Source organism: Caballeronia sp. LZ032, assembly GCF_031451315.1.
GTDB lineage: Bacteria > Pseudomonadota > Gammaproteobacteria > Burkholderiales > Burkholderiaceae > Caballeronia.
The window spans coordinates 693,362-709,287 of the sequence record NZ_JARUXP010000001.1 but is presented as its reverse complement, the minus strand read 5'-3'; the positions used below and the strand labels follow the sequence as shown (position 1 = coordinate 709,287).

Here is a 15,926-nt window from a genome sequence, read left to right as displayed (position 1 = left end):
CCGGCGCCGCCGGTCCTTGGCCGGAGGGGTCAGGACGCGGTTGCGGACATGCACGCTTGTGATGCACGCGGGTTTGTGTTTTAGTGGCCCCGGTTCAGACTTGCCGGAGCGTGACTACCTTGCCTCGATTTGCCCATTTGTTTGCCATGGCCGCGAGCGCCGCTGCCCTCGCCGCCTGCAGTTCGACGAGCGGTCCCGAGTTGCGCGCGTCGAAGCCCGTGATCCATGTTTCATCGGCGCGGCCCGCGTCGGATATTTCCAGCTGCCTGCAACGCATGATTCCGTCCGCGCAGACCAGGCGCGCGCAGGGTTCGACCGAGCTGATGGTCGGGTCGAAGGCGTGGCTCGTGACCTTGACGCCTTCGGTGTATGGGTCGGAGGTGAAGGTGCAGCAGTCATCCAGCGACGATGGCGGTGTGCCGGAGCCGGAGCTGCGGTTTGATATTGCGCGGTGTACGACTTGAGTGCGACGGGCTAGGCGATCCATATTCGCTCACTTTCCCAGCCCGGCGGGAAACCTGCGGCGCGAATGTTCACGAGCTCCGACTGCGGGAAAGTAAGGCAATGCGCTTTCACTGCGCCAGACCATCCGCTTTCCGGCCGAATGACTCGCAACATGGTTTCGAGGATGCACAGCGTGCCGTACGTCCGCCGCCGTGCAAATTCATCTCTCGCCAAATGGTGCAGGTATTGATGCGGTTGAGTGTCGGGAAGTTTCGGTGGTTCGGGGTGGTTGCGATTCCACAGCCGTGAATGATGCGCAGCGACGTTTCGCACGAAGTCGATCGTGCGTAGCCATGACGCCAGATGCTGTCCGCTGATTCCATATCGGCTCGCGATCTTGTTCTGATCGCCGCACTTCATCCCGGCGAAAAATTTCGACAGTAAGCCGAAGTCCCAAATCTCTGTGGCGACCCGGATCGGAAGCGCTGCGCCGTATTTCTGCTCATGATGAGCGACGAAATCTTCCTTGCGACTTTTTCTCAGTGCCTCTTTGTATTTTTCCAGCCACTCTTGATGTCGCGTGAGCCTCCTTGGGCCCTGTCGTTTCTGGCAGAAATTCGCGTCCAACTGAGCTGTTGGTTCGTGGGCGCGACGATGCCGCCGCCCAAGCAAATGCGCGATATCGACGCGCACCGCGACCGCGACTCTCTCGATGGCGTCGAGGACGAGCAATCTCAATTTCCTGTCGAACTCGTAGAGTGCCTCGGCCAATTCGAACGACGCTCCGTCGAGAGAATCATCGCTACGGCGGACATCGCTGCCAGGAGTCGGGACGCGAAGCGGGAACCCGTAGCCAACCAGACGGTAATAGCCGATTCCTTGCAGCGTTGCTAAAGCCGCAGCATCGTCACCAACAGCCAAGTTTCGCGATTTCAGGAGGTCCAGTTGGTCTGCGTAAGGGCGGTACAGTTTTAACGGAGAGAATTCCGGCTTGTCGGTTGCCGTCATGCAAGGATCGGTCTCCTCAAATGGAAATCCCCCACATGGGACACCAATCTTTCGATCGGGCTCAGAGGTGAGGGACATATTGGAGAGTGATTCCAAATGACTGATGGAAGCCGTCAACAAGGAAAATCAAATCGAGATGTTCGCCACATAGGCGGCATTGCCTTGCATACGCCAGAATGACGAAAGGCCGCCCGATGGGCGGCCTTTCTGTTTGATGCTTTCGATGTTCTTGGCGGAGAGGGTGGGATTCGAACCCACGGTACGGGAAAACCGTACGCCTGATTTCGAGTCAGGTACATTCGACCACTCTGCCACCTCTCCGTCTACCCTCTCGGGCCTTCGTCAAGCCGGTCGTTGCTCGGCGAAGAACGAAACTATATCGAACTCTCGGAACCTTGCCAAGCCCCTTTTGCCAACCTTCAGCAAAATAAGCGCGAGGCCAGTGTCATGCGCCCACGGCGGCTTCGATGCGCTCCTGACCACGCATATAAGGCCGCAACACGGCGGGAATCGTCACCGAGCCATCCGCGTTCTGGAAGTTCTCCAGCACCGCGACGAGCGTGCGGCCCACCGCCAGTCCCGAGCCGTTCAGCGTGTGCACGAACTCCGGCTTGCCCTGGGCATTGCGGAAGCGCGCCTGCATGCGGCGCGCCTGGAAAGCCTCGGTGTTCGAGCAGCTCGAAATCTCGCGATACGTGTTCTGCGCCGGCAGCCAGACTTCGAGGTCGAAGGTCTTCGCCGCTGAAAAACCCATGTCGCCCGTGCACAGCGTGATCAGTCGATACGGCAATTCCAGCTTCTGCAGGATGGCTTCGGCCTGGCCGACCATCTCGTCGAGCGCGGCGTACGAATGCTCGGGCGCCACGACCTGCACCATCTCCACCTTGTCGAACTGATGCTGCCGGATCAGGCCGCGCGTGTCACGCCCGTACGAGCCCGCTTCGGACCGAAAACACGGCGAATGCGCGGTGAGCTTCACGGGCAGCGCGGCTGCGTCGAGAATGCTCTCGCGCACGGTGTTGGTCAGCGAGATCTCGGACGTCGAAATGAGGTACTGCGTGACCGTGTTCTCCTCGCCGCCCTTCTCCACGCGGAACATGTCGTCCGCGAACTTCGGCAACTGGCCCGTGCCGTAGAGAATCTCCGGATTCACGATGTACGGCGTGTACGCCTCGGTATAGCCGTGCTGCTCCGTGTGCGTGTCGATCATGAACTGCGCGAGCGCGCGATGCAGCCGCGCAATCTGTCCGCGCAACAGCGTGAACCGCGCGCCCGACAGCTTCGCGCCGGTTTCGAAGTCGAGGCCGAGCGGCGCGCCGACATCCACATGGTCCTTGATCTCGAAGTCGAACGCGCGGGGCGTGCCCCAGCGCCGCACCTCGACGTTCTGGGTCTCGTCGCGGCCCACCGGCACGCTCTCGTGCGCCAGGTTCGGCACGGTGAGCATCAGGTCCGACAGGCGCTTCTGCACGTCGTCCAGCTTCGCCGCCGACTCCTTCATGGTGTCGCCGATCCCGCCCACTTCCGCCATCACCGCCGAGGTGTCCTCGCCGCGGCCCTTCATCGCGCCGATCTGCTTCGAGAGGCTGTTGCGGCGCGCCTGCAGTTCTTCGGTGCGCGTCTGGATCTCGCGGCGCTCGGCTTCGAGCGCGGCAAACGCGGCGACGTCGAGCGTGAAGCCCCGGTCGGCGAGGCGCTTCGCGACGCCGTCCAGGTCTTTGCGGAGGGTTTGGATATCGAGCATGGCGGGGGCTGCTGGTTGAGTATTCGTGAAACGTCGATTCTAGCGCACGGCCAGCGCCGGCCGGACAGGCATCAGCCCTCAGCGCTTCTTGTCGTCGCGGTGTTCGCGCCGCCACGCGTCGTCGAGATCGCTAAGGCGCGCGAGCTTCTCGCCGATCTTGCCTTCGAGCCCACGCGGCGTCGGCTGATACCACGAAGGCTCGCGCATGCCGTCGGGCAGATAGGTCTCGCCGGCGGCGTAGGCGTCGGGTTCGTCGTGCGCGTAGCGATATTCGTGGCCGTAGCCGAGTTCCTTCATCAGCTTGGTCGGCGCATTGCGCAGATGCACCGGCACGCCGCGCGACTGATCGCGGCCGACGAAGCGGCGCGCCTCGTTGTACGCGTTGTAGCCGGCATTCGATTTCGGCGCGACCGCCAGATAGATCAACGCCTGTGCGAGCGCCAGTTCGCCTTCCGGCGTGCCGAGGCGCTCGTAGGTCTCGGCGGCGTCGAGCGCGATGCGCGCACCCCGCGGATCGGCAAGTCCGATGTCCTCCCACGCCATCCGCACGATGCGCCGCGCCAGATAGCGCGGGTCCGCGCCGCCGTCGAGCATGCGGCAGAACCAGTACAGCGCGCCGTCCGGATTGCTGCCGCGCACCGACTTGTGCAGCGCGCTGATCTGGTCGTAGAACGCATCGCCGCCCTTGTCGAAACGGCGCAGGTTCTCGGCGAGCGCGCTGCCGAGCAAGGCGCCGTCGACTTCGCCCTGCTTCTGCTGCGCCGCCGCGCGCGCGACGATCTCGAGATTGTTCAGCAGCTTGCGGCCGTCGCCGTCGGCCGAACCGACCAGCGCATCGCGGGCCTCGTCCGTGAACGTGAGGCCGCCCAGTTCCCGGCTCGCGCGCTCGAGCAATTCCTTCAGTTCGTCGGCGTCGAGGCTCTTCAGCACGTAGACGGCCGCGCGCGACAAGAGCGCGCTGTTCACCTCGAACGACGGATTCTCGGTCGTCGCGCCGACGAACACGAACAGGCCGGACTCCACGTGCGGCAGGAAGGCGTCCTGCTGGCTCTTGTTGAAGCGATGCACTTCATCCACGAACACGAGCGTCTGATGCCCGTTCGCGCGATGAATCTGCGCCGTCTCCACCGCCTCGCGGATATCCTTGACACCGGACAGCACCGCCGAAAGCGAGATGAACTGCGCGTGGAACGCGTCGGCCATGAGGCGCGCGAGCGTGGTCTTGCCGACGCCGGGCGGGCCCCACAGGATCATCGAATGCGCTTCGCCCGATTCGAACGCGACGCGCAGCGGTTTGCTCGGGCCAAGCAGGTGTTTCTGGCCGATCACGTCGTCGATGGTGCGGGGGCGCAGACGCTCCGCGAGCGGAACGGTGCCACGGTTTTCTTCGAACATGTGCTGTGCGATGCAGGTTGACGCGGTTGGGTGGATCGCGGCGATAATCTCGCGCTTCCCGAGAGAGGCGCCGGCCGGCGGCGGAACGGGTCATTATGACAGCCGGGCCGCGAGGGCATCGGACCCGCCTGCGCGTGACCGTCTCGGACAACGCATCGACCATATGAGGACGCAATCCGATGGGGCAAGAGCACACCACGAACGCTGCGGCGCACGGCGAAACTTCCACCTACGCGCCGCTCACCCCCGTGCCACCCGAACGGCGCGCCTTCGCGACGAGCGACGCCTTCGCGCTGTGGTTCTCGCTCGGCATCGGCCTGCTGGTCGCGCAGGCGGGCGCGCTGCTGGTGCCGGGACTGTCGCTGCCGCATGCGCTCGCGGCGATCGGCATCGGCACGGTGGTCGGCGTCGTGCTGCTGGCGCTCGCGGGCGTGATCGGCACGGACACCGGGCTCGCCGCCATGTCCTCGCTGCGGCCGACGCTCGGCGTGCGCGGCGCCTCCGTGCCGGCGGTGCTCAACGCGGTCCAGCTGGTCGGATGGGGCTCGTTCGAGATCATCGTGATGCGCGATTCCGCCGATGCCCTCGCGAAGCAATCCTTCCACTTCTCGATGCCGATCGTCTGGACGCTGATCTTCGGCGTGCTCGCCACGCTGCTCGCGGTGAGCGGCCCGCTGTCCTTCGTGCGGCGCTTCCTGCGCACCTGGGGCATCTGGCTGCTGCTCGGCGGCGCAGGCTGGCTGACCTGGAACCTGCTCGCGAAGCACGATCTCGCCGCGCTGATGGCGCGGCCCGGCACCGGCGAGATGGCGTTCGGCGCGGGCATCGACCTCGTCGTCGCGATGCCGCTGTCGTGGCTGCCGCTGATCGCCGACTACACGCGCTTCGGCCGCAGCGCGGGCGGCACGTTCCGCGGCACGCTGCTCGGCTACGGCATCGCGAATCTCTGGTTCTACGCGCTCGGCGCGATCTACGGTCTCGCGGCCGGCGGCGGCGATGCGCTGCTGACCACCGCGTTCGCGCAGGCGGGCGGCGGTCTCGCGCTGTTCCTGATCCTGATCGATGAAACCGACAACGCCTTCGCCGACATCCACTCCGCCGCCGTTTCAACCGGCACGTTGTGGGCGCGCGCCAGCGTGCCGCTGCTGTCGTGCGCGTTCGGGGCGCTGTGTACGCTGGTCGCGCTGGTGGTCGAGATGGGCAAGTACCAGAACTTCCTGCTGCTGATCGGTTCGGTGTTCGCGCCGCTCTTCGGCGTGGTGCTGGCGGATCACTTCATCGTGCGCAAACGCCGCATCGACACCGCCGTGCTCGCCGATCCCACCGGCCGCTATGGCTATTCCGGCGGCTGGCATGTGAGCGCGTTCATTGCGTGGGGCGTCGGCATTGCCGCCTATCACGCGATCAACCAGTGGCTGCCGAACCTCGGCGCGACGTTGCCCGCGCTCGCGCTCGGCGCGGTGTGCTATCTGCTGCTCGTGGCGGGACGGCGGCGCGCGTACGCGTAAGGCCGCGAGCAAGCCGGTCGCTCAACGCGCCGCGCGATATTCGACGCCCGGCAGCACGCACAGCAGTTCGAAGGCGAGATTGGCGCCGAGCAGCGCCGTGGTGCCGAACGGATCGTAGGGCGGCGCGACTTCCACCAGATCCGCGCCGACGATGTTCAGCCCGCGCGCGCCACGCACGATCTCCAGCGCCTGCGGCACCGTCAGGCCGGCGATTTCCGGCGTGCCCGTGCCGGGCGCGAAGGCCGGATCGATGCCATCGATATCGAACGTGATGTAGACGGGACCGTCGCCCATCTGCGCGCGCACTTCGTCCATCAGCGGCGCGAGCGACTTGTTCCAGCATTCCTCGGTCTGCACGACGCGAAAGCCCTGCTCGCGGCACCAGTCGAAATCGCCGGCCTCGTAGCCGGTGCCGCGCAGGCCGATCTGCACGACGCGCGAGCAGTCCAGCAAGCCCTCCTCCACCGCGCGGCGAAACGGCGTGCCGTGCGCGATCTTCTCGCCGAACATGGTGTCGTTGACGTCCGCGTGGGCGTCGATGTGAATCAGCCCGACCTTCCCGTGCTTCGCGTGGATCGCGCGCAGGATCGGCAACGCGATGGTGTGATCGCCGCCGAGCGTGAGCGGCGTGCAGTCGTGCTGCAGGATCTCGCGATACGCACGCTCGACGCGGTCGATGGAATCGAGCAGGTTGTACGGATTGATCGCGACGTCGCCGATATCCGCGACGCGCAGCGAATCGAACGGCGCGGCGCGCGTCGCCATGTTGTACGGGCGCAGCAGCACGGATTCGCTGCGCACCTGACGGGGGCCGAAGCGCGCGCCGGTGCGATTGGACGTGCCGAGATCGAACGGCACGCCGACAAAGCACGCATCCAGCCCGGCGGCGGACGGGACATGCGGCAGACGCATCATCGTCGTGATGCCGCCGCAGCGCGGCATCTGGTTGCCGGAAAGTGGCTGCGGACGTTCGGCGCGGGCGTCGAGAAAGTGGGAATCGAAGTGTTCTGCGGGGGCAAACAGCGCGGAAGTATTCATGGCGTCGGATGAATCAGGATGGGTATGCTGCCATTCATAGCCGCTTTCCTCCGGCGTTAAAATGACGACAAAAACAACTTCACATCGATTTTTATCGATGTATCGGCGGCGCGCATGTTCACTCACTTGTCCGACCTGGATCTCCGGCTGATCCGCGTGTTTCTCGCCATCGCCGACGCGGGCGGCGTGTCGTCGGCGCAGGCCACGCTCAACGTCGGGCAATCCACCATCAGCACGCAGCTCGCGACGCTCGAAACCCGGCTCGGCTATCGCCTGTGCGAACGCGGCCGCGGCGGCTTCGCGCTGACTTCGCGCGGCGAACAGTTCGTCGAGGCGTGCCGCACGCTGCTCGCGGCCATCGACACCTTCGACTCCACCGCCCGCAACGTCGGCAAGACGCTGGTCGGCACGCTCACGCTCGGGATGATCGGCAATACACCGGTCAGCGCGAACGCACGCGTCAGCGAAGCCATCGCGCGCTTTCGCCAGCGCGACGAATCCGTGCGCTTCGCGGTGCTCGTGCGCTCGCCGGGCGAACTCGAGGAAATGCTGCTCGCAGGACGCATCCAGATGGCGATCGGCTATTTCTGGCATCGCGTGCCGTCGCTCGATTACGTCGAGATCTTTGCCGAGGAACAGCTCGCCTATTGCGGCCGCGGGCATCCGCTGTACGCACGTGCGGGACGTGTGCGCATGAGCGAGGCCAATGAGCACGACTGGGCATGGCGCAGCTATCCGCTGCCGGAGGCCGGGACGCTTGCGCCGCGACTCGTCGGCGCGGTCGCCGACAACATGGAGGCCGTCGCGATGCTCGTGCTCTCGGGACAGCATCTCGGCTATCTGCCCGAGCATTTCGCCGCGCCGTATGTGAAGGAAGGACTGCTCGCGCCGCTGAATCCAAAAGCGATGCGCTATCGCGTCGCGTTCCAGATGGTCACGCGTGCGCGGCGTGCGGGCGGTGCGAAACGCGAGATCGTCGAAGCGTTCATCGAAGACATGCAGGCTGCGCACGGCTGAGATTGCTTTTAGGCAGGCGTTTTCAGCCGTTATTGGCCCATCCACAAGCATGACAATTTTCTACAAATCTAATACCGGAATCTTATTGATCAGGCAATACGACTTCTCCTAATATCAATTCATGGACATCTCAAAATTGAGCGCGACAACGGGTCCGAAGGACCGGAAGCGTGCTCGGTTGCAGCGCTGACTGACCATCGCGGACGGGCAGCACCTTCTCTTAGGACGAGGGAACCATGATCGACGCAAAGCTGGGTAGGGCACGACGGGCCGGACAACTCGTTCTGGCCAGCGCGATGAGTTACTGCGCGATGGCGAGCGCAGGCACGAACGGCGGCGTCATCTACTTCACGGGATCGATCGTGGACTCGCCATTCGGCGTATCGGTTGGATCGGGGAATGCCTCTGCGACCGCCTCCCCGATGCGGATCGACCAGACGAGCGGGCGCACCGCGCACGTGATGTTCTCCGCCGAGCCAAGCGATGCGCCGAGCGCTGGCGTGTCGATGTCGGTGATCGGACACAGCCCGGCATCCGGCGCGCGTTTGCTCGCGACCCGCTTCACCGACAGCCGGGGCAACACCACGCCGTCCGATGCAGGCGGCACTTACCACGTAGGCAAACTCGGCGGCACGCTGTCGATGCGCGCGCTCGACGAGACGCCCGCGTCCGTGACCCGCGTCCTGCTGACGACGAGCTACAACTGAGCCGCGATGAAGGCACGGCCCGGCGGGCGCCGGGCTGCGTAGATCAGCCGATGATCAGCCGTTGATCACGTCCGCGCCCTTCGGCACGGTGAACTTGAACGCATCGCTCTTGATGGGCGGGTTCTTCTGGATGTTCGAGAACGTGAGCAGCGTGACATTGCCGAACACGTCGTGCAGTTCCATCGCTTGCAGGTTGCCGTCCTTGAAGCCGATGCCGACCGTCTCGAACTGCGTGTCCTTCGCTTTCGGCGTGAGTTCGAGCCAGTCGATGCCGCCCTTCTCGCCCGCATCGCGCAAGTTGAAGTTCTTGTCCAGGTCGTTGCTGCCGAACAGGATGGCCGCCGGGCTCGCACCCAGCGCGCCGCCAAGCGTGCGCACGGTGACCTGGTTCAGATCCTTGTCATACACGTAGAGCTTGTCGCCATCCGCCTGCAGGACCTGCGCATACGGCTTCTGATACGACCAGATGAACTTGCCCGGCCGCGCGAACATGAACGTGCCGCTCGATGTCGTGCCCTTGGTCGGCACGGGCGTGGACGTAGCGCCGTTGTTGGCCTTGCCCGGCGCCTTGATTTCCTGTTGCGTGAAGTCGCCGCGCGCGGCCTTGACCTGCGACACGAACGCCTTCAGCTGTTCGGTGCCGCTCGCGAAGGCGTGCGACGCCAGCAGCATCGACGCTGAAAACAATGCGGCGCTCAGGACCTTGAGCGTCCGGCTCCCCGTATGGTGTTGCATCGTGATGTTCTCCCTTTGATTCGCGCCGCGCGTCATTCGGCGTCGCGCGCCGGCGTCAGGATCTCGCGGTTGCCGTTCGACGACATCGCCGACACCAGCCCCGAATTCTCCATCTGCTCCAGCAGCCGCGCCGCGCGGTTGTAGCCGATGCGCAAGTGCCGCTGCACCAGTGAAATGGATGCGCGGCGATTCTTGATGACGACCTCGACCGCCTGGTCGTACAACGGATCGGACTCGCCGTCCGCGCCGCCGGTTCCGTTGGCGCCGGCCGAGCCTTCGTCGCCCTCGCCGGCAAGCCCGCCTTCGAGCAGGCCTTCGATGTAATTCGGCTCGCCCTGCTCCTTCAGCTTGTCCACCACGCGATGCACTTCCTCGTCCGACACGAACGCGCCGTGCACGCGCACCGGCAGGCCCGAGCCCGGCGGCAGATAGAGCATGTCGCCCATGCCGAGCAGCGACTCCGCGCCCTGCTGGTCCAGGATCGTGCGCGAGTCGATCTTCGACGAAACCTGGAACGCCATCCGCGTCGGCACATTGGCCTTGATGAGGCCGGTGATTACGTCCACCGAAGGCCGCTGCGTCGCGAGAATCAGGTGGATGCCCGCCGCGCGCGCCTTCTGCGCGATACGCGCGATCAGTTCCTCGACCTTCTTGCCGACCACCATCATCAGGTCGGCGAGTTCGTCGATCACGACCACGATGTTCGGCAAGCGCGTGAGCGGTTCCGGTTCATCCGGCGTCAGGCTGAACGGATTCGGAATCTTTTCGTCGCGCTTCTTCGCGTCGTCGATCTTGCTGTTGAAGCTCGCGAGATTGCGCACGCCCATCTTGCTCATCAGCTTGTAGCGGCGCTCCATTTCGGCGACCGCCCAGTTGAGCGCGTGACCGGCCTGGCGCATGTCGGTGACGACCGGACACAGCAGATGCGGAATGCCTTCGTAGACGCTCATTTCGAGCATCTTCGGGTCGATCAGGATCAGCCGCACCTGATCCGCGCTCGCCTTGTAAAGCAGCGAGAGGATCATCGCGTTGATGCCGACCGACTTGCCCGAGCCCGTCGTACCCGCGACCAGCAAGTGCGGCATCTTGGCGAGATCGGCGCAGACCGGATTGCCGCCGATGTCCTTGCCGAGACCCATGGTCAGCGGCGACGCGCCGTTCGCATAGACTTCGGAGCCGAGGATCTCGGAGAGCTTGACGGTCTGACGGCGCTGGTTCGGCAGCTCGAGCGCCATGTAGTTCTTGCCCGGAATGGTTTCGACGACGCGGATCGACACCAGCGACAGCGAGCGCGCCAGATCCTTCGCGAGACCGACGATCTGGCTGCCCTTCACGCCCGTTGCGGGCTCGATTTCATAGCGCGTGACGACCGGACCCGGATACGCCGCGACCACGCTCACTTCCACACCGAAGTCCTTCAGCTTCTTCTCGATGAGACGCGAGGTGTATTCGAGGGTATCGGCGGCGATGGTTTCCTGGGTCTTCGGCGGCGGGTCGAGCAGCGCCAGCGGCGGCAGCGTGGAGTCGCCCGGCAGGTCCTTGAAGAGCGGCACCTGCTTTTCTTTTTCCGCGCGCTCCGAGCGCGCCGGCGTGGGCACGGCGGGCACGATCATCACCGGTTCGTGATCTTCGTTCTTCTCGCGCGAACGCACGACCTTGCCCTCGCGCTTGACCGCCGCGGCCTCGCCGAGCTTGCGGTCGCGGCCGGCCTCACGGCGCAGTTGCGCGCCGGTGATCGCGTTGAGAATGCCGTCGCCGACCTTCTCGCACACCGAGAGCCACGAGAAGCGGAAATACAGCGACAGCCCGATGGCGAGCGCGATCAGCAGGAACAGCGTGGCGCCGGTGAAGCCCAGCGCGTGCGACACATGGCGCGCGACCATGTCGCCGATCACGCCGCCGGGCGCGCGCGGCAGCTGCACCTTGAGCGACCACATGCGCAAGGCCTCGATGCCGTCGGAGGCAAGCAGCACGAGCACGAAGGCGAAGGCTTCGGCGAGCCAGGTGCGGTCCTTCGGCGCGTCTTCATCGACGACCGGCGGTTGCGTGATACGGCGATAGTTCGCGATGATGCGCCGCGCGAGCAGCACGATCAGCCAGTAAGAGGACAGCCCGAACACGAGCAGCAGGATGTCCGACGTATAAGCGCCGACGCGGCCCGCCCAGTTCGCGATGCGTTCGACGCTGACGGCGTGGGTCCAGCTCGGGTCCCTGCGGCTGTACGAGAGCAGCGCCATCACGAGGAACAGTCCGAGCGCGACCTGGAGGATCCAGCGAATCTCGGTGAAGAGCCGCGACATGCGGTGCGGCAGTGCCTGCGGGCTCGCGGAATAAGGTGCTTTGGCCATTGATTCGATGCTTGGTGTCGCCTGCTTGCGGCCTCGCCGGCCGGTGCGCCGGGACCGCCTGGAACGGTGGCCTATTGTAAACGCTGCATTGCGGGGAACGGCGTAAAAACGCCCCGGCGCTTGCAACCTGTAACACTCGTCACGCGGGCGTCATGGGCGCAAACCTCGCGCGCCGCGCCTATCGGCGCAATTGAAAGGTTCACTCGGAAGGCTTTTCGAGGCACCTTTATAATCCCCGTTTTGCACTCAAATACGGTTCATCGGAAGCGCTCCGGCGCCTCCACGCGGCCACGAGCCGCGCGGCGGGTGTCGATATTGCTGCGGTTCGCGCATGGCAACCAGCGCCCAGCCGCGCTGGCCACGCTGCCGCAAGCTCATCCGGCGCGCTTTCGAGCCGACCATCAAAAACGGACCACTATCATGTCTTCGCCCAAACACGCCAAAGTGCTGATCCTCGGTTCCGGCCCCGCCGGCTACTCCGCCGCGGTCTATGCGGCGCGCGCGAATCTGTCGCCGCTGCTCATCACCGGCCTCGCCCAGGGCGGCCAGCTGATGACCACCACGGATGTCGAAAACTGGCCGGGCGACCCCTCGGGCGTGCAGGGCCCGGAACTGATGCAGCGTCTCGAAGAACACGCGCGCGCCTTCAACACGGACATCGTGTTCGATCACATCCACACCGCCAAGCTCAATGAAAAGCCGATGCGCCTCATCGGCGACTCGGGCGAATACACCTGCGATTCGCTGATCATCGCGACCGGCGCGTCGGCGCAGTATCTCGGCATGCCGTCGGAGGAAGCGTTCATGGGCAAGGGCGTGTCCGCCTGCGCCACCTGCGATGGTTTCTTCTATCGCAACGGTGAAGTCGCGGTCATCGGCGGCGGCAACACGGCGGTCGAGGAAGCGCTGTATCTGGCGGGCATCGCGAAGAAGGTGACGGTGATTCATCGCCGCGACAAGTTCCGCGCCGAGCCGATCCTGATCGACCGCCTGCTCGCGAAGGAAAAGGAAGGCGTGGTCGAGATCAAGTGGAACCACGTGCTCGACGAAGTCACCGGCGACCAGTCCGGCGTCACGGGTCTGCGCGTCAAGCACACGCAGACCGGCGAGACGACCGACATCGCGCTGCAGGGCGTGTTCGTCGCGATCGGCCACAAGCCCAACACCGATCTCTTCATCAACCAGCTCGAGATGAAGAACGGCTACATCATCACGAAGGGCGGCACGACCGGCGACGCCACCTCCACGAGCCTTCCCGGCGTGTTCGCGGCGGGCGACGTGCAGGATCACGTGTATCGCCAGGCCATCACCAGCGCGGGCACGGGCTGCATGGCCGCGCTCGATGCGCAGCGCTACCTCGAAAGCATCCATGAAACGGCCACGCCGCATTCGATGAGCCACGAAGCGGATCGCTGATCCGCCGGACCGCGCGCGCGGCGAGCCGCTAGAATGTGATCAGCCCGCACGGTGCGCTTCGTGCATCGCTTTGGAAGCTTGCAGAACGGGCCACGGTTCACGCCGCCGGCCCGTTTTCTTTGCGGCAGGCGCGCGGCGGGCGGCTTGCTTTCCGGCATTCGCCCGCGCACCCCATCCTCGACTCAGTTTCCAGACGTTTCCAACTGGCCGAACGATGCCGAAGAATCACCCCCATCCAAACGAACCGAAAGCCCGGCGCAAGCCTGCGCCGCCATCGGCCGAACCGCCAGCGCGCGAGCCGGCCAGGCCCGCCGACGTCGCCGCCGCGGTAAGGCGCGACGGACTCGCGGGCCTGTCGACGCTCAAGCGCGCGCTCAAGGCCGACGCCGAGCAGCGCGAGATCCAGCGCGTCGCGGCAGCGCGCGCCGAGCGCGAGAGCGTCGCGGATGCCGATGAATTCCGCCGCGCCATCGACTCGATCGGCGCCGTCGAACCGCTGAAGACCCCGCCCCGCACGACGCTGACCCGTGTGCCGCCCCCGCCGCTGCCGCTGCAGAGCCGTCGCGACGAAGAAGCGGTGCTGCAGGAGGCGCTGTCGGACGAATACGATCCCGAAAGCCTGCTCGATATCGACGACACGCTGTCCTTCAGCCGCCCGGGCATCAGTCAGGAAGTGGTGCGCAAACTGCGGCGCGGCGCGTGGATCGTGCAGGCGCAACTCGACCTGCACGGCATGCGGCGCGAAGAAGCGCGCGAGGCGCTGGCGGAGTTCATCCGCGAATCCGTGAAGCGCGGGCTGCGCTGCCTGCGCGTGATCCACGGCAAGGGACTCGGCTCGATTGGCCGCGAACCGGTGCTGAAAGGCAAGGTGCGCGCGTGGCTGGTGCAGAAGTCGGAGGTGATCGCGTTCTGCCAGGCGCGTCCGCACGACGGCGGCGCGGGCGCCGTGCTCGTGCTGCTGCAGCCGGGCGGTACGTCGCGCCAGCACCATCATCCGCAGGATCGCGGCGGCGAAGACAAGTCGAGGCAGGGGTCCGAACGTGCATCCTAGACTGACGCTCGCCATCAGCATCATGGAGGCGCTCGCGATCTTCGCCTACGCCTTCTCCGGGCTCATCGAGGCGCGCAAGCGCCGGCTGGACGCGGTCGGCGCGTTTCTCGTCGCGCTCGTCACGGCGTTCGGCGGCGGCACGGTCCGCGACGTATTGCTGTCGCGCCGGCCGTTCTACTGGGTCGAGCATCAGGACTACGTGCTCTTCATCTTCGCGATGGCGATCTTCGCGCCGCTGTTCCTGCGCGTGACCTCGCGCCTGTTCGACCAGCGCGCGCTGCTGGTGACCGACGCGATCGGCCTCGGTCTCTTCAGCGTGTCGGGCACGTCCGTCGCGCTGGACGCGCAAATGCCCGCCTTCACGGCGACGATGATGGGCGTCGTCACCGGCGTGTTCGGCGGCGTCATGCGCGACGTGCTGTGCAACGAAGTCCCGCTGATCCTGCGCGATTCGCGTCCCTATGCGGTGTGCGCGTTCGCGGGCTGCTGGATCTATCTCGGACTGGAGCGGCTCGACGTCGACACGATCTACAACGTGCTGCTCTCGACGGCGTTCATCCTGCTCGCGCGCCTCGTCACCTTCAAGCTCGACATCCGGCTGCCGCACTAGACGCCTTGGGGCACGTACCGCGAAGCAGGCGGGAAAACCCCTCGTTTTGCTACAATCGCTTCGTTTCCCGCCCCTTATCCGGCCACAGCGCGGCCACGGCGCGTATCCGCCCTAGGTCGCCACTACGCACACAGAACATGAACATCGAGCAAGCGCGTTTCAACATGATCGAGCAACAGATTCGTCCGTGGGAAGTGCTGGACCAGGACGTCCTCAATCTGCTTTCGATCGTCAAGCGTGAGAACTTCGTTCCCGCCGCGTACCGCAACATTGCCTTCGCAGACCTCGAAGTGCCGCTGCCCGGCGGCGAACGCATGCTGGCGCCGCGCGTCGAGGCGCGCATTCTGCAGGAACTCGCGGTTCACAAGGGCGAGACGGTGCTGGAAATCGGCACGGGTTCCGGCTACATGGCCGCCCTGCTCGCGCATCGCGGACGCAGCGTGACGAGCGTCGAGATTTCGCCGGAGCTGGCCGACCTCGCGCGCCAGAACCTCGCGGCGAACGGCGTGACGAACGCCGAAGTGATCACCGGCGACGGCGCGCGCGGCTGGACCGACGGCGCGCCCTACGACGTGATCTGCGTGTCCGGCGGCCTGCCGGTCATGCCGCAGGAATTCCTCGAACAGTTGAAGATTGGCGGGCGCATTGCGGCGTTCGTCGGCGTGGCGCCGGTCATGAAGGCGCAGATCGTCACCCGCGTCGATGAAAAGCAGTTCCGCGTCTCGGACGTGTTCGAAACGCTGGTCGCGCCGCTCAAGAACGCGGTGCATCCGTCGCTGTTCCGCTTCTGATTGCGCTTCGTGCCGCCGTGAAGTCACGGCGGCACGCTCCCCGTGCGCGCTGTGCTTGCTGTCGTCTTTCGAATATGTACAAGCAAAATATCACCCCCCCCCAACATGGCGCGG

Annotated in this window: 14 protein-coding genes and 1 tRNA gene; 8 read left to right on the top strand and 7 right to left on the bottom strand. The window is 65.3% G+C overall.

Translation table 11 applies throughout. The features are described from left to right. The first annotated feature begins 110 nt into the window (after positions 1–110). Entirely contained in the window at positions 111–464 is a 354-nt protein-coding gene (locus QCE69_RS03275) for a hypothetical protein (protein ID WP_409021161.1), read from the top strand. Between the two features lie 10 nt (positions 465–474). Here QCE69_RS03275 and QCE69_RS03270 read toward each other — a convergent pair whose 3' ends face one another. The 4 genes from QCE69_RS03270 to QCE69_RS03255 form a co-directional block, all read right to left on the bottom strand. Beyond that, on the bottom strand, positions 475–1,452 hold the full coding sequence (locus tag QCE69_RS03270) for an Abi family protein (RefSeq protein WP_309929460.1): 978 nt from the start codon (positions 1,450–1,452) through the stop codon (positions 475–477). Positions 1,453–1,682: 230 nt separating this feature from the next. Then, positions 1,683–1,773 (bottom strand) — tRNA-Ser (locus tag QCE69_RS03265). Positions 1,774–1,897: 124 nt separating this feature from the next. Beyond that, positions 1,898–3,196: a serine--tRNA ligase gene (gene serS, locus QCE69_RS03260; protein ID WP_309929458.1), complete on the bottom strand. Its 1,299-nt coding sequence runs from the start codon at positions 3,194–3,196 to the stop codon at positions 1,898–1,900. Between the two features lie 78 nt (positions 3,197–3,274). Then, positions 3,275–4,591 (bottom strand): replication-associated recombination protein A, encoded by a 1,317-nt coding sequence (locus QCE69_RS03255; protein ID WP_309929456.1) that lies wholly within the window; start codon positions 4,589–4,591, stop codon positions 3,275–3,277. A 179-nt stretch (positions 4,592–4,770) separates the two neighbouring features. Here QCE69_RS03255 and cytX point away from each other — a divergent pair, with 179 nt between their 5' ends. Continuing rightward, on the top strand, positions 4,771–6,099 hold the full coding sequence (gene cytX / locus QCE69_RS03250) for a putative hydroxymethylpyrimidine transporter CytX (RefSeq protein WP_309914430.1): 1,329 nt from the start codon (positions 4,771–4,773) through the stop codon (positions 6,097–6,099). A gap of 21 nt (positions 6,100–6,120) precedes the next feature. Here cytX and speB read toward each other — a convergent pair whose 3' ends face one another. Further along, on the bottom strand, positions 6,121–7,137 hold the full coding sequence (speB, locus tag QCE69_RS03245) for an agmatinase (RefSeq protein WP_309929453.1): 1,017 nt from the start codon (positions 7,135–7,137) through the stop codon (positions 6,121–6,123). A 114-nt stretch (positions 7,138–7,251) separates the two neighbouring features. On the opposite strand from speB, the gene QCE69_RS03240 reads away from it, so the two are divergent. Then, positions 7,252–8,154, top strand: a complete 903-nt coding sequence (locus QCE69_RS03240; protein WP_309929451.1) for a LysR family transcriptional regulator — start codon at positions 7,252–7,254, stop codon at positions 8,152–8,154. A 236-nt stretch (positions 8,155–8,390) separates the two neighbouring features. Then, entirely contained in the window at positions 8,391–8,861 is a 471-nt protein-coding gene (locus tag QCE69_RS03235) for a hypothetical protein (protein ID WP_309929449.1), read from the top strand. A 54-nt stretch (positions 8,862–8,915) separates the two neighbouring features. Here the strand turns inward: QCE69_RS03235 and lolA are convergent, their stop codons facing one another. Then, positions 8,916–9,596, bottom strand: a complete 681-nt coding sequence (gene lolA / locus QCE69_RS03230) for an outer membrane lipoprotein chaperone LolA (protein WP_309914419.1) — start codon at positions 9,594–9,596, stop codon at positions 8,916–8,918. A 32-nt stretch (positions 9,597–9,628) separates the two neighbouring features. Next, on the bottom strand, positions 9,629–11,944 hold the full coding sequence (locus tag QCE69_RS03225) for a DNA translocase FtsK 4TM domain-containing protein (protein WP_309914417.1): 2,316 nt from the start codon (positions 11,942–11,944) through the stop codon (positions 9,629–9,631). 420 nt (positions 11,945–12,364) lie between these two features. On the opposite strand from QCE69_RS03225, the gene trxB reads away from it, so the two are divergent. From trxB to QCE69_RS03205, 4 genes are all read left to right on the top strand, one after another. Further along, the gene (gene trxB / locus QCE69_RS03220) at positions 12,365–13,360 is read left to right on the top strand and encodes a thioredoxin-disulfide reductase (RefSeq protein ID WP_309914414.1); all 996 of its coding nucleotides are present in this window, start codon (positions 12,365–12,367) and stop codon (positions 13,358–13,360) included. Between the two features lie 214 nt (positions 13,361–13,574). Continuing rightward, complete coding sequence (locus QCE69_RS03215) at positions 13,575–14,411, top strand: Smr/MutS family protein (RefSeq protein ID WP_309929446.1); 837 nt, start codon at positions 13,575–13,577, stop codon at positions 14,409–14,411. Continuing rightward, positions 14,401–15,021 carry a trimeric intracellular cation channel family protein gene (locus QCE69_RS03210; protein WP_309914409.1) on the top strand — a complete coding sequence of 207 codons (621 nt, stop codon included), beginning with the start codon at positions 14,401–14,403 and terminating at the stop codon, positions 15,019–15,021. The genes QCE69_RS03215 and QCE69_RS03210 overlap by 11 nt, the downstream gene beginning before the upstream one ends. 137 nt (positions 15,022–15,158) lie before the next feature. Then, complete coding sequence (locus QCE69_RS03205) at positions 15,159–15,812, top strand: protein-L-isoaspartate O-methyltransferase (RefSeq protein ID WP_309807553.1); 654 nt, start codon at positions 15,159–15,161, stop codon at positions 15,810–15,812. Positions 15,813–15,926 lie beyond the last annotated feature (114 nt).